At 72.6% G+C, this 13,969-nt stretch carries 12 protein-coding genes and 1 pseudogene; 3 read left to right on the top strand and 10 right to left on the bottom strand.

The features are described 5' to 3' along the window. Positions 1 to 9: 9 nt before the first annotated feature. The 3 genes and pseudogenes from FBY22_RS06175 to FBY22_RS06165 form a co-directional block, all read right to left on the bottom strand. Positions 10 to 318 carry an AzlD domain-containing protein gene (locus FBY22_RS06175; RefSeq protein WP_142143009.1) on the bottom strand — a complete coding sequence of 103 codons (309 nt, stop codon included), beginning with the start codon at positions 316 to 318 and terminating at the stop codon, positions 10 to 12. Continuing rightward, entirely contained in the window at positions 315 to 1,061 is a 747-nt protein-coding gene (locus FBY22_RS06170) for an AzlC family ABC transporter permease (protein WP_142143007.1), read from the bottom strand. Before FBY22_RS06170 ends, FBY22_RS06175 begins: the two co-directional genes overlap by 4 nt. Next, positions 965 to 1,926, bottom strand: a pseudogene (locus FBY22_RS06165) (AraC family transcriptional regulator); the annotation flags it as partial. The gene FBY22_RS06170 and the pseudogene FBY22_RS06165, both read right to left, overlap by 97 nt. Before the next feature lie 202 nt (positions 1,927 to 2,128). Here FBY22_RS06165 and FBY22_RS06160 point away from each other — a divergent pair. From FBY22_RS06160 to FBY22_RS06150, 3 genes are read left to right on the top strand one after another with little or no spacing between them, the layout of a single operon-like run. Then, the gene (locus tag FBY22_RS06160) at positions 2,129 to 7,000 is read left to right on the top strand and encodes an ATP-dependent helicase (protein ID WP_142143002.1); all 4,872 of its coding nucleotides are present in this window, start codon (positions 2,129 to 2,131) and stop codon (positions 6,998 to 7,000) included. Between the two features lie 53 nt (positions 7,001 to 7,053). Then, the gene (locus FBY22_RS06155; protein ID WP_142143000.1) at positions 7,054 to 7,890 is read left to right on the top strand and encodes an Fpg/Nei family DNA glycosylase; all 837 of its coding nucleotides are present in this window, start codon (positions 7,054 to 7,056) and stop codon (positions 7,888 to 7,890) included. Between the two features lie 32 nt (positions 7,891 to 7,922). After that, positions 7,923 to 8,687, top strand: coding sequence for an SDR family NAD(P)-dependent oxidoreductase (locus FBY22_RS06150; protein WP_142142998.1), 765 nt, complete (start codon positions 7,923 to 7,925; stop codon positions 8,685 to 8,687). Here FBY22_RS06150 and FBY22_RS44700 read toward each other — a convergent pair. The 7 genes from FBY22_RS44700 to FBY22_RS06115 form a co-directional block, all read right to left on the bottom strand. Beyond that, positions 8,635 to 8,913, bottom strand: a complete 279-nt coding sequence (locus FBY22_RS44700) for a hypothetical protein (RefSeq protein WP_142142996.1) — start codon at positions 8,911 to 8,913, stop codon at positions 8,635 to 8,637. The genes FBY22_RS06150 and FBY22_RS44700 overlap by 53 nt on opposite strands. 88 nt (positions 8,914 to 9,001) lie before the next feature. Continuing rightward, the gene (locus FBY22_RS06140) at positions 9,002 to 9,472 is read right to left on the bottom strand and encodes a Dps family protein (RefSeq protein WP_142142994.1); all 471 of its coding nucleotides are present in this window, start codon (positions 9,470 to 9,472) and stop codon (positions 9,002 to 9,004) included. A gap of 164 nt (positions 9,473 to 9,636) precedes the next feature. Continuing rightward, complete coding sequence (locus tag FBY22_RS06135; RefSeq protein ID WP_058922588.1) at positions 9,637 to 10,005, bottom strand: helix-turn-helix domain-containing protein; 369 nt, start codon at positions 10,003 to 10,005, stop codon at positions 9,637 to 9,639. A gap of 109 nt (positions 10,006 to 10,114) precedes the next feature. Next, the gene (locus FBY22_RS06130; RefSeq protein WP_142142991.1) at positions 10,115 to 10,660 is read right to left on the bottom strand and encodes a CinA family protein; all 546 of its coding nucleotides are present in this window, start codon (positions 10,658 to 10,660) and stop codon (positions 10,115 to 10,117) included. Next, entirely contained in the window at positions 10,657 to 11,379 is a 723-nt protein-coding gene (gene pgsA, locus FBY22_RS06125; protein ID WP_142142989.1) for a CDP-diacylglycerol--glycerol-3-phosphate 3-phosphatidyltransferase, read from the bottom strand. Before pgsA ends, FBY22_RS06130 begins: the two co-directional genes overlap by 4 nt. Further along, positions 11,376 to 12,845, bottom strand: a complete 1,470-nt coding sequence (rimO, locus tag FBY22_RS06120; protein ID WP_142142987.1) for a 30S ribosomal protein S12 methylthiotransferase RimO — start codon at positions 12,843 to 12,845, stop codon at positions 11,376 to 11,378. The genes pgsA and rimO overlap by 4 nt, the downstream gene beginning before the upstream one ends. A gap of 85 nt (positions 12,846 to 12,930) precedes the next feature. After that, positions 12,931 to 13,770, bottom strand: coding sequence for a RodZ domain-containing protein (locus tag FBY22_RS06115; RefSeq protein ID WP_142142985.1), 840 nt, complete (start codon positions 13,768 to 13,770; stop codon positions 12,931 to 12,933). Positions 13,771 to 13,969: the final 199 nt, after the last annotated feature.

Raw genomic sequence — 13,969 nt, 5'->3', positions numbered from 1 at the left:
GGCGTCCCTTCACCAGCCCATGGCCCGCACCCCGGCGGTCACCACCACACCCGCGGCCACCACGAGCAGGAAGGGGGCGCGCAGGACCAGCACGACGGCGGCAGCGAGAACACCGGCCACGCGCGCGTCCAGCACCAGGGCGCGCCCGTCGGCGAAGGTCTGCTGGGCGGTGAGCGCCGCCAGCAGAGCCACCGGCAGCAGGGCGGCCAGCCGCCTGACGAACGGCCGCTGCAGGGCGCCCTCGGGGACGAACAGGCCGGCGACCTTGACGGCGTAGCAGCCGAGAGCCGTCACGCCGATGGCGATCCAGGTGTTCAACGGTCCTCCCCCGTGGTGTCACCGGACGACCGGGCCTCGCGGCGTCCCCGCAGGAGCAGGACGCCCGGGGCGGCCAGCGCGGCCACCAGGACGGGCACGCCGGCGGGCAGCACGGGCAGCAGCCCGAGCCCCAGCACGACGGCGAGCCCGGCGACGACGCGCTCGGTGGCGGTCCTCAGCATCGGCGCGAGCAGGGCCAGGAAGACGGCGGGCCCGGCGGCGTCGAGCCCCCACGCGTCCGTGTCCCCGATGGCCTTGGCTCCCAGGGCGCCGAGCAGGGTGGTGAGGTTCCACAGCAGGTACAGGCTGAGCCCGGTCACGGTGAACCCGATGCGGGCGCCACGCCGCGTGGGCTGCGCGAGCGCGACCGCGGTGGTCTCGTCGATGACCCACTGCGCCGCGAACGGCCGCAGCAGGCGCGGAAGCACCAGCACCTGTGACAGGCGCAGCCCGTAGAAGGCGTTGCGCACACCGAGGAAGAACGCGCCGGCGGCCGCCGTCAACGGGTTGCCTCCGGCCGCGAGCGCCCCGACGAGCGCGAACTGGGACGCGCCGGTGAACACCAGGAGGCTGAGCACGCAGGTCTGCAGGAGCGTGAGCCCGCTGCCGGCCGAGGTCACCCCGAAGGCGAACCCGGACAGTCCGACGGCGACGCCGACTCCGAGGGCGTCCCGGACCACGGCGGCGTCCGTCTTGCCTCCTCCGTCGGCACCTGTGTCCACGAGAGCTGTCTGTTCTGCCACGTGCCGGACGCTACGGGGACGGCGGCCGGGGGTCTTGTACGTTCTTGCGCTCCCGCTGGTAGGCGCCCGGAGGCACGCCGACGATCCGTGCAAAGTGCCGGTTGAGATGCGGCTGATCGGTGAACCCCACGGCGACGGCCGCCTCCGCGGGCGCCGTCCCGCCGTCGAGCAGCCGCCGCGCCCGCCGTACCCGGGCGTCCGTCAGCCAGGCGTGGGGCGGCATCCCGTAGGCGTCCCGGAAGGACCGCAGCAGGGCGAACGGACTGGTCCCGAGATCACCCGCCAGCGTCTCCAGCGTCGGAGGCTCCACCATCCGCTCCTCCAGCACGGCACGCGCGCGTGCGGCGACCCGGGCCCCCGCCGTCCGCACGGCCCGCTGCGGCAGTGGACCGCCGTTGAGCCGCAGCAGCCGGGTCACGGCGACCCGCAGCAGGGTGTCGGCGGCCAGCGCGTTGCCTTCGTCGGCGGCCCGCAGGACCTGGTGGACGAGCCGTACGGCGTACGGATCGTCCAGTACGGGGCTGACGAACCCCGGTGTCCCGCGGATGAGGGTGGTCTCGGCCGCGATCTCGGAGACGACGTCCGGCGACGGGTACACGGCCCCGTAGCGCCATCCCTCGGGCACCCCGGCCCGCCCCGTGTGCGAGGTGTCGGGATTCACCAGCGCGAGGGCCCCCGCGCCCGCGTACTGGTCGGCACCGCGGTGGTGGAAGACCTCGACCCCGTCGGCGATGGCCGCGATGACGAAGTGCTCGTGGGTGTGGCGCACGAACGTCTTGCGGACGTACCTGGCCCGCAGCAGGTCGACGCCGGGCAGGTCGGCGTACCGCCAGTGCCGCGCCGCCTCCTCACCGAAATCCGCCATACCGCCGATTCTCCGTCACGCACTCCGCCCCCGCCGAGCCGCACCCGCACTGCCGTCCGCTCCCGCTGAGCGGCACCGCACTGCCGTCCGCCCCCGCCGAGCCGCACCCGCGCCGCCCGTCCCGCCGCACCGGAGCCCCCGCTCGCGCGCCCCAAACCTGCAGGTCAACCGTATTGTCAGTGGCCGGGTGCAGGATGGACGCATGGTCAGCGACGCACAACGGGCCCTCGACGGCTTCTCCCCCGCGACCCGCGGCTGGTTCACGGGGGCCTTCTCCGCGCCCACCTCGGCCCAGGCGGGCGCGTGGAACGCCATCACAGAGGGCTCGGACGTGCTGGTGGTGGCCCCCACCGGCTCCGGCAAGACCCTGGCCGCCTTCCTCGCCGCCCTGGACCAGCTCGCCTCCACACCCCCGCCCGCCGACCCGCGGAAGCGCTGCCGGGTCCTTTACGTGTCGCCGCTGAAAGCCCTCGCGGTGGACGTGGAGCGCAACCTCCGCAGCCCCCTCACCGGCATCCGCCACGAGTCCGTCCGCCTCGGCCTGCCCGAGCCCGAGGTGAAGGTGGGCATCCGCTCCGGCGACACCCCCGCCGCCGAGCGCCGCGCCCTGGCCACCCGCCCCCCGGACATCCTGATCACCACTCCGGAGTCCCTCTTCCTGATGCTGACGTCGTCGACCCGCGACGCGCTGACCGGCGTGGAGACGGTGATCCTCGACGAGGTGCACGCGGTGGCCGGCACCAAGCGCGGCGCCCACCTCGCGCTCTCCCTGGAGCGCCTGGACGAGCTCCTGCCCAAACCGGCCCGCCGCATCGGCCTGTCGGCGACTGTCCGCCCGGTGGACGAGGTGGCCCGCTACCTCTCACCGCGCCGCAAGGTCGAGATCGTCCAGCCGAAGTCGGGCAAGGAGTTCGACCTCTCGGTCGTCGTCCCGGTGGAGGACCTGGGCGAGCTGGGCGGCTCGCCGGTCGCCGACGGCTCGGAAGGCGCGGAGCGCCCCTCCATCTGGCCCCATGTCGAGGAGCGGATCACCGACCTCGTGCAGGCCCACCGCTCCACGATCGTGTTCGCCAACTCCCGCCGCCTCGCGGAGCGCCTGTGCAACAGGCTCAACGAGATCGCGTACGAGCGCGCCACCGGCGAACCCCTGGACGAGCACCACGCCCCGGCCGAGCTCATGGGCGGCTCGGGGGCCGCCCAGGGCGCCCCGCCCGTCATCGCGCGCGCCCACCACGGCTCGGTCTCCAAGGAGCAGCGAGCCCTGGTCGAGGAGGACCTCAAGGCGGGCCGGCTCCCCGCGGTGGTGGCGACGTCCAGTCTGGAACTCGGCATCGACATGGGCGCCGTCGACCTGGTCGTCCAGGTCGAGTCACCGCCTTCGGTCGCCTCCGGCCTGCAGCGCGTCGGGCGCGCGGGCCACCAGGTCGGCGCGGTCAGCACCGGCGTGGTCTTCCCCAAGTATCGCGGTGACCTGGTCCAGGCGGCGGTGGTCACCGAACGGATGCGCACCGGCTCCATCGAGTCCCTGAGGGTCCCCGCCAACCCGTTGGACGTCCTCGCCCAGCAGCTGGTCGCCATGACGGCCCTGGACACCTGGCAGGTCGACGACCTCCTGGCCACGGTCCGCCGCGCGGCCCCCTTCGCGTCCCTGCCCGAGTCGGCGTTCACGGCGGTCCTGGACATGCTCGCGGGCCGCTACCCGTCCGACGCGTTCGCCGAGCTGCGCCCGCGCGTGGTGTGGGACCGCGTGGCCGGCACGATCACCGGCCGCCCGGGCGCCCAGCGCCTCGCCGTGACCTCGGGCGGCACCATCCCCGACCGCGGCCTCTTCGGGGTCTTCCTGGCCGGATCCGACCCCAAGAAGGGCGGCGGCCGGGTCGGCGAGCTCGACGAGGAGATGGTCTACGAGTCCCGGGTCGGGGACGTGTTCACGCTCGGCACCAGCTCGTGGCGGATCGAGGACATCACCCGCGACCGCGTCCTGGTCTCCCCCGCACCGGGCGTCCCCGGCCGCCTGCCCTTCTGGAAGGGCGACCAGCTCGGCCGCCCGCTCGAACTGGGCCGCGCGCTGGGCCAGTTCCTGCGCGAGGTCGGCTCCCTGCCCAAGGACGACGCCCGGCTGCGCCTCCTCACGGCGGGACTCGACGCCTGGGCGGCGGACAACGTCCTGTCCTACCTGGACGAGCAGCGCGAGGCCTGCGGCCACATCCCCGACGACCGCACGATCGTGGTCGAACGTTTCCGGGACGAGCTGGGCGACTGGCGCGTGGTCGTCCACTCCCCCTTCGGTGCCCAGGTGCACGCCCCGTGGGCGCTCGCCCTCGGCGCCAAGCTCTCCGAGCGCTACGGCATGGACGCGCAGGTCATGCACGCCGACGACGGCATCGTCCTGCGCCTGCCCGACGCCGATCTCATGGGCCTGGACCTGCTCGACCGGGAGCCGATGAAGGCGGGCACGGAGTACGACGCCGACCAGGCCCCCGTGGGCGCGGCGGACGTCGTCTTCGACAAGGGCGAGGTCGACCAGATCGTCACCGACCAGGTCGGCGGCTCGGCCCTGTTCGCGTCCCGTTTCCGCGAGTGCGCCGCCCGCGCGCTGCTGCTCCCGCGCCGCAACCCCGGCAAGCGCACCCCGCTGTGGCAGCAGCGCCAGCGAGCCGCGCAACTGCTGGAAGTGGCCAGCGAGTTCGGCTCGTTCCCGATCGTCCTCGAAGCCGTCCGCGAGTGCCTTCAGGACGTCTTCGACGTGCCCGGACTCGTCGAGCTGATGGGCGACCTCGAGGCCCGCAAGGTGCGTCTGGTGGAGGTCACCACCCCGGAGCCCTCCCCCTTCGCCCGTTCCCTGCTCTTCGGGTACGTCGCCCAGTTCCTGTACGAGGGGGACTCACCCCTCGCCGAGCGCCGGGCCGCCGCCCTCTCCCTGGACTCGCGTCTGCTGGCCGAACTGCTGGGCCAGGCGGAGCTGCGCGAACTCCTCGACGCCGAGGTCCTGACCGAGCTGGAGCGCGAGCTCCAGTGGCTCACCGAGGACCGGCGCGTCAAGGACGCCGAAGGCATCGCCGACGTCCTGCGGATCCTCGGCCCGCTGACCGACGCGGAGCTGGCCGAGCGGGGTGCGGAGCCGCACTGGGTCCAGGAGCTGGCCTCCGCCCGGCGCGCGATCCGGGTCCGGATCGGCGGCACCGAGCACTGGGCGGCCATCGAGGACGCCGGCCGGCTGCGCGACGCACTCGGCACGGCGCTGCCCGTCGGCGTTCCCGAGGCCTTCATGGAGCCGGTCAAGGACCCGCTGGGTGACCTGCTCGCCCGCTACGCCCGCAGCCACGGCCCGTTCACGTCGGCGACGGCGGCGGCCCGTTTCGGCCTGGGCGTGGCGGTCACGGAAGGCGCGCTGCAGCGCCTGGCCGCGAACGGCCGTGTCGTACAGGGGGAGTTCCATCCCGCGGGCATCGGCCAGGAGTGGTGCGACGCGTCCGTGCTGCGCCGCCTGCGCCGCCGTTCCCTGGCGGCGCTGCGGCACGAACTGGAGCCGGTGCCGCCCCCCGCGCTCGCCCAGTTCCTCCCCCAGTGGCAGCACATCGGCAAGGGCCACGCACTGCGCGGCATCGACGGACTGGTCCGGGCGATCGAGCAACTGCAGGGCGCGTCCGTCCCCGCGTCCGCCCTGGAGAAGCTGGTGCTGCCCTCCCGCGTCGCCGGCTACACCCCGGCGATGCTCGACGAGCTCACCGCCGCCGGAGAGATCGTCTGGGCCGGCGCGGGCGCGCTTCCCGGCAAGGACGGCTGGGTCTCCCTCTACACGACGGACGCGGCCCCGCTCCTCCTGCCCCCGCCGCACCCCCTGGAACTGACCGCGCTGCACCAGTCGGTGCTGGACGCCCTCTCCGGCGGCTACGGCCTGTTCTTCCGGCAGATCGCCGACCAGGTCCGCGCCACGACCCACCCCGAGGCCACCGATCCCCAACTCGCCGACGCCGTCTGGGACCTGGCCTGGTCCGGGCGCCTGACGAACGACACGCTGACCCCCATGCGCTCCCTGCTGGGTTCGGGCCGCACCGCGGGTTCCACGGCCCACCGGGCCAAGCGCACCGTCCCGCGCGGCCGCTACGGCTCCCTGACCGCCGCCGCCCGCACCGCGTCCCGGACGGGTCCGCCCACGGTCGCCGGCCGCTGGTCCCTGCTCCCCACCCAGGAGCCCGACCCCACGGTCCGCGCCCACGCCCTCGCCCGCACCCTCCTCGACCGGCACGGCGTGGTCACCCGGGGCGCCGTCGCCGCGGAGGGCGTCGAAGGCGGCTTTTCGGCGACGTACCGCATCCTGTCCGTGTTCGAGGAGAGCGGCCAGGCCCGGCGCGGCTATGTCGTGGAAGGCCTCGGCGCGGCACAGTTCGCGATGGACGGCGCGGTGGACCGCCTCCGCGCGGTCTCCAACGCACGGGACCGGGGCGAGGCCCTCCCCCACCCGCCCATGGACGACATGACCTGGCCGCCCCCGAACGACGCCGCCCCGGAGATCAAGGGTTTCACCGACGACCTCGACGGCTTCACCCCCTCCCGGGACGAGTACGTCTCCCCCCGGGACTTCGCCGATCCCGGTGCGGGCGGCCCGCGCGGCGGCGGCTCCTCGTACGTGCCCTACGCCTCGTACGGCTCCCCCGCCCCCAACCGCCGTCCGCGCCGTGACTCACGGGCCGTGGTCCTGGCCGCCGCCGACCCCGCGAACGCCTACGGCGCAGCCCTCCCCTGGCCGGAGCCCCCGACCGGCGCGGGCCACAAACCCGGCCGCAAGGCGGGCTCCCTGGTGGTCCTCGTCGACGGCGAACTGACGCTCTACATGGAGCGCGGCGGCAAGTCCCTCCTCGCCTGGCCGGCCGACCCGGACGCCAAGGCCACGGACGACCCCCGCCTGCAGGAGGCGGCCGAAGCCCTGGCCGCAGCGGCCCGGGCAGGCTCCCTGGGAACAGTCACCGTGGAGCGCATCAACAACGCCCAGGCCCTCACGTCCCCCATCGGCACTCTCCTGGAAGGAGCGGGCTTCATCGCGACCCCGCGGGGCCTGCGCCTCCGCGCCTAGGGCGCACCCGGCCAGACCCCGCCGACGACACGAGCCCGTGCAACCCTGGACCCATGCCCGAAGGAGACACCGTCTGGCAGGCCGCCAAGCGCCTGCACACCGCCCTGGCGGGCAAGCCGCTGACCCGCAGCGACCTGCGCGTGCCCAAGTACGCCACGGCCGACCTGACGGGCCGGACCGTCCTGGACGTGACCGCGCGCGGCAAGCACCTCCTGACCCGCATCGAGGGCGGCCTCACACTCCACTCGCACCTGCGGATGGACGGCGCCTGGAAGGTGTACGCGAACGGCCGGCGCTGGACCGGCGGCCCCTCCCACCAGATCCGAGTGATCCTGGGCACCGCGGACCAGACGGCCGTCGGCTACCGCCTGCCCGTACTGGAACTCCTGCGCACCACCGAAGAGGACCGCGCCGTGGGCCACCTCGGCCCCGACCTCCTGGGCCCGGACTGGAACCCCGACCAGGCGCTCGCGAACGTCCTCGCCGATCCCGACCGCGCCCTGGGCGAGGCCCTGCTGGACCAGCGCAACCTCGCCGGCATCGGCAATGTCTACAAGTGCGAGCTCTGCTTCCTGCTCGGTGTCACCCCCTGGCTCCCGGTCGGTGCCCTGCCCCCGGAGCGCGCGGCGAAGCTGCCGGAGCTGGCCAAGCGGCTCCTGGAGGTCAACCGCGACCGCCCGGTCCGCACCACCACGGGCCGCGGCGGACAGGCCCTGTTCGTGTACGGCCGCGCACCCCGTCCCTGTCTGCGCTGCGGCACGTCCATCCGCGTGGCCGACCAGGGCGACGGCTCCCGTGACCGCCCCACCTACTGGTGCCCCAACTGCCAGCCGGGCCCGATCCCGAGCCACCGCACCCACCGCGGAACCCCACCCCGCACATCTAGTTGACGGACCGTCAGAAACGCTCGTACCGTCCCTGCATGCCCGTCAAGGCGTACGACCTCACCGGACGCACCGCATTCGTCACCGGCGCCGCCGGCGGCATCGGCCGCGCCTCGGCCGTCCTGCTGGCCGAGGCCGGCGCCACCGTCCACTGTGCCGACCTCGACGCACAGGGCCTGCACGAGACGGCGACCCTGATCAAGGACGCCGGCGGCACGGCCCACACGCACCACCTCGACGTCACCGACCGCGAACAGCTCCACCAGGCCGTCGCATCCTGCGAGCGGCTGCACGTGATGGCGGCGATCGCCGGGATCATGCACAGCAGCCCCGTGCTGGAGACCCGGGACGAGGACCTCGACCGCGTCCTGAACGTCAACTTCAAGGGTGTTCTCCACGCCTGCCAGGAGGCGGCCCGCGCGATGCTGGCCGGGCAGAACTCCGGCAGCATCATCACCATGGCCTCCAGCGCCATCGACACCGGACGCCCGGGCCTCCTCTGCTACGGCGCCGCCAAGGCGGCCGTCGTCCAGCTGACGAAGACGCTGGCGAGCGAGGTGGGACGGCAGGGCATCCGCGTCAACGCGGTCGCACCTGGCTGGACTCGCACGCCCATGACCGAGCGCCACGAGGCCGCGGAACAGGCGCGGACGGAGACGCTGATGGCACGGCTGTCGCCGCTGGGCCGGGTCGGTGAGCCAGGAGACGTCGCCCACACCGTGCTCTACCTCGCCTCGGACGCCTCGGCCTTCATGACGGGCCAAATCCTGCGTCCGAACGGCGGAGTGGCGATGCCGTGGTGACGTGGGCGGTCCGCCAGGCCGCTCGCCACCGGCCCGCCCGCAAGGCGCCGGCGGCCCGCCCCTTGGGCACGCAGTGCACCGGCAGCAGGCTCACCCCCCACCCTCCGGCCACGACCGCCCCCTCCAGCACGCCGGCACCAGGCGCCAGTGCCAGCCGCAGCACGGCACACCACCACAGCACCCCGAGCCCGAGCGCCACCCCCCGGCGCACCGTCGGCAGTGCCATGGATCCACCTCCAGCCCGACGCTGATCCGACCCGCTCACCACCAGAAAGGGCGCACCCTCGAGAGCCCACCGAGCGGAAGTCGGCTGCTCAGCCGTTCTCCGCCTGGAACATCCAGTGATGCTTCTCCAGATCCGCCGTGATCCCGATCAGGATGTCCTGGCTGACGGGATCCGCCTCCCCGGTGGCCGCCACCCGCTCCCGCATCCTCACGATCACCGCACCCAGCGCGTCCACGAGGGTCCGTACCGCGTCCGTGTCCTTGATCCAGCCGTCGGACACCGCCCCGATACCGCTGCCGGCGGCCACCGTCGCGGCCCGGCCGTCGGGCGGCACGCCCAGGGCGGAGGCGCGTTCCGCCACCGTGTCGGAGTGGGTCCGCGCGCTGTCCACGACCTCGTCGAGCTGCAGATGCACGGAGCGGAAGCGCGGCCCGACCACGTTCCAGTGGACCTGTTTCGCGACGAGGGAGAGGTCGAGGAGATCGACGAGCGCCCCCTGCAAGGCCTCGGAGACCTTCTTCAGGTCCGTGTCGGACAACGGGCTCTTCACGACGTACATCCGTGTACTCCGATTCTGTGTGCGGCCCCGAGTCCCGTCCCCCGCCTCCCCACCATGCACGAAAGCCCCGCACCGCGCCTCTCCGAATGATCCGGAGAAGCCCCGGTCGGGGCCTCGCACACTTCGTGGTGCGTCGTCAGGTCAAGCGCGCATCCGCGTGAACGTCACGCGGCGACCACGTCCACCGCCTCGGCGGGCGCCTTGATGGTCACCCTTTCCGGAGGCACACCGGTCACCGAAACGGAACCCAGCATCGGGCGAACCGGTGCCGGCGAGGCGGCCGCAGCGGACTGGGCCAGCTCGGCGAGCGCGAGTTCGTCGCTCACTTCCCGCATGAGTTCGGACATCCGTACGTCCAGCGCGTCGCAGATGGCGGCGAGCAGCTCGGAGGAAGCCTCCTTCTGCCCCCGCTCCACCTCGGAGAGATAGCCGAGTGAGACTCGGGCGGACGAGGAGACTTCGCGCAGAGTACGGCCCTGGCGTTGGCGCTGCCGACGCAGCACGTCACCCAGTAGGCGACGGAGCAGAATCATCGGTGGCTCCCTCCTCGGACCGCGTAGCCGCATCCTTCACGCCCCACCGTACCGCCTTGCGCCGCGGCCGTGCGGGGAGCGATGTCGTGTTCACTCAGGGCTGCAAACATCAAAACCCCCCGTTCTGTTCCGTATCCTGTGTCCGCTCATTCCCACTGTGTTCGCCCGCAAGCTCCGTCAGGAGCAGTGCGAGTACGCTCCGTACACTCTCTCTACGAATTTCCGCACGGTCGCCGTTCAACCGCAGGGCCTCTACTTTTCCGCCAGAGGCAGAACCGGAACCAGGGCCGAAGGGCCCGTCGACGGCCACGAAAACCGTTCCGACGGGCTGGCCGTCCTGCGGGTCCGGGCCCGCGACTCCGGTCGTCGCGACGCCCCAGTCGGCGCCGAGCGCCTTGCGCACGCCGGCCGCCATCTGGGCCGCGACCTGCGGATCCACCGCTCCGTGCCGGTCCAGCAGTCCGGCGTCGACACCCAGCAGCTCGTGCTTGAGTTCGGTGGCGTACGCCGTCACCGAACCCCGGAACGCCTTGGAGGCCCCGGGAACGCCGGTGATCTCCGCCGCGACCAACCCACCGGTGAGGGACTCCGCGACGGCGAGGGTCTGGCCCCTCACTGTCAGTAGTCTCACCACGTCAGCGGCCCGGGAACTCACCCTTCCGTCCCCTCCAACGCGGCCTTGCGCTCGGCGATTCCCTGCCTGCGCAGCACAATGGCTTGTCTCACATAGTCGAGTCCGGTCACCACCGTCAGGACGACCGCCGCACCCATCACCCAGAACCTCAGGGTGGCCAGCCATCCCGTCAGCGCCAGGATGTACATCCCGACCGCCACGCCCTGCGTGAGCGTCTTGAGCTTGCCGCCGCGGCTCGCCGGGATGACGCCGTACCGGATGACCAGGAAACGCAGCAGCGTGATCCCGAGTTCCCGGCCGAGGATGACGATCGTCACCCACCACGGCAGGTCGCCCAGCCCGGACAGGCAGATCAGCGCCGCCCCCATGATCGCCTTGTCGGCGATGGGGTCGGCGATCTTCCCGAAGTCGGTGACGAGGTTGTAGGTGCGGGCGAGGTGGCCGTCGAACAGGTCGGTGATCATGGCGACGGCGAACGCGGCCCAGGCGACCGAGCGCCAGGCCGGGTCGTAGCCGCCGTCGGCGAGCATCAGCGCGACGAAGGCGGGGACCAGCAGCAGCCGGAGCATGGTGAGCAGGTTGGCGATGTTCCAGACGCTCGCCTGGTTGACGGCCGCGGCCGCGATCTTCGCGCCCCGCGGCGGCTTCGTGCCGCCTTCCGCTTCGGAAGAGCTGGCCTCGGCCTGCGAGGGACCCGTCTTGGAGGAGCCGTTCGCCGCCGATGCCGGGACTCCGGTCATCTGCCCTCCTCCTCACTGCACCCGAACGAGCCCGTGAGCGGCTCGGCCACCAGGTCGACACCTTCCGTACCGACCACCTTGGCCTCGACGATACGGCCGACGCTCAGACCCGCGCCGCTCGTGAGCAGCACCTGGCCGTCCGTCTCGGGCGCCTGGTGCGCGCCGCGACCGTACACGCCCTCCTCGTCCACGGACTCCACGAGGACGTGCGCGGTCTCACCCACACGCTCCTCGGCCCGCTGCGAGACCAGTTCCTCGGCCAGCCGGGAGATGTGGGCCAGCCGCTCGGCGACGACGTCCTCGTCCAGCTTGTTCTCGTACGTCGCCGCCTCGGTGCCCTCCTCGTCGGAGTAGCCGAAGACGCCGATGGCGTCCAGGCGCGCGCCGTTGAGGAACCGCTCCAGCTCCGCCAGGTCGGCCTCGCTCTCGCCCGGGAAGCCGACGATGAAGTTGGAGCGCACGCCCGCCTGGGGGGCCTTGGTCCGGATGGTGTCGAGCAACTCCAGGAAGCGGTCGGTGTCGCCGAAGCGGCGCATGGCGCGCAGCACGTCGGGCGCGGAGTGCTGGAAGGACAGGTCGAAGTAGGGGGCGACCTTCGGGGTGGAGGTCAGGACGTCGATCAGCCCGGGGCGCATCTCGGCCGGCTGGAGGTAGCTGACGCGCACGCGCTCGATGCCGTCGACCTCGGCCAGCTCGGTCAGCAGGGACTCCAGCAGGCGGATGTCGCCCAGGTCCTTGCCGTAGGAGGTGTTGTTCTCGGAGACCAGCATGATCTCCTTGACGCCCTGCTCGGCAAGCCAGCGCGTCTCGTTCAGCACGTCGCTCGGACGGCGGGAGATGAAGGAGCCGCGGAAGGACGGGATGGCGCAGAAGGTGCAGCGCCGGTCGCAGCCGGAGGCGAGCTTCACGGAGGCGACCGGGGAGCCGTCCAGCCGGCGGCGCAGGGGTGCCCGGGGGCCCGAGGCGGGCGCGACGCCCTCCGGGAGGTCCACGGGCGCGTGCCCGGGCAGCGCGACCTCGGCCGCGGAGTCCTGGCGCTCGGCGGGGCTGATCGGCAGCAGCTTGCGCCGGTCGCGCGGGGTGTGGGCGGCGTGGATGCCGCCGCTGAGGATGGTCTGCAGTCGGTCGGAGATGTCCGCGTAGTCGTCGAAGCCGAGCACGCCGTCGGCCTCGGGGAGGGCCTCGGCGAGGTCCTTGCCGTACCGCTCGGCCATGCAGCCCACCGCCACGACGGCCTGGGTTCTGCCGTGGCCCTTGAGGTCGTTGGCCTCCAGGAGGGCGTCGACGGAGTCCTTCTTGGCGGCCTCGACGAAGCCACAGGTGTTCACGACCGCGACGTCCGCGTCCGCGGCGTCCTCCACGAGGTCCCAGCCGTCCGCCTCCAAGCGGCCTGCGAGCTCCTCCGAGTCCACCTCGTTACGGGCGCAGCCAAGGGTGACGAGTGCGACGGTACGGCGTTCAGGCATGGGCTCAAGACTACTTTGTCCCGCCGACAGTCCACGTCGAAGGGCCCGGCCGATCCCGGCCGGGCCCTTCGGTGCTCGTCTGCGGTCAGCCGACCTGGGGGTCGCCCTTGGTGTAGGTCAGGCGCTCCACCGCGCCCGGCTGGAAGTCGTCCTCGATCTTCTTGCCGTTGACGTAGAGCTGGATGGCTCCGGCGTCGCCGAGGACGAGGTTGATCTTCTCGCTGTCCTGGAAGGTCTTGGAGTCGCCCTGCGCGAGGAGCCCGTCGAACAGGAGCCGGCCGTTGTGGTCCTTGGCGGAGATCCAGCTCTTTCCGTCGGGGGCCGTGACGCGGACGGTCACCTTGTCCTGGGGCGCGGCGGCGATGGCGCTGTCCGAGGGGTCGGACTTCGGGGTGGCGGACTTCTTGTCGTGCGGTGTCGCCGAGGGGGACTTGCTCTGCGTGGGCGTCGATCCCTCGGCGACCTGGGCCTTGGCGCCGCCGTCGTCGCCGCCCTTGAACGCGGTGAACCCGACGAAGCCGACCACGGCGACGATCGCGGCGACCATCGCCGCGGTCCAGTTCGGGCCGCGCCGCTCGGGGCGGATGCGTTCCGCCTCGAACAGCGGGGCCGCAGGGGTCGGGGCGGGGCGGCCACCGTGATCGGCGTCGTACTGCGCGAGCAGCGGCGCCGGATCGAGGTGGACGGCCTTGGCCAGGGTCCGGATGTGCCCGCGCGCGTAGACGTCTCCGCCGCAGGGGGCGAAGTCGTCCGCCTCGATGGAGTGCACGATGGCGATGCGGACCCGGGTGGCGTTGCTGACGTCGTCGACGGTCAGCCCGGCGTCGATGCGCGCCTGTTTGAGGGCGCGGCCGACGGAGAGGCGGGCTTGCTCGCGATCGTCTTCGAACGGACGCTCGTCTTCAGGGGAGTTGCCGATGGACACGGGGGCGCCTTTCGAGCGTTTTAGCCACCTGTGCTGGGGGTTCAGTCTATGGGGGGTGCGAAAGGGTGGGGCAACCGGACGGTCGAGCTTGTTAGCCCATCGGTATGGCCGGACACGCCGATGGTCGGGCACGCGTTTGTCGCTTCCCTCAACTTGACGTACGTCGAAGGGAAAGGGTTGCTCAATGATCCCTTACGGG

Origin of the sequence: Streptomyces sp. SLBN-31, from assembly GCF_006715395.1 — a bacterium.
GTDB lineage: Bacteria > Actinomycetota > Actinomycetes > Streptomycetales > Streptomycetaceae > Streptomyces.
This window is presented reverse-complemented; position numbering and strand designations above follow the sequence as displayed.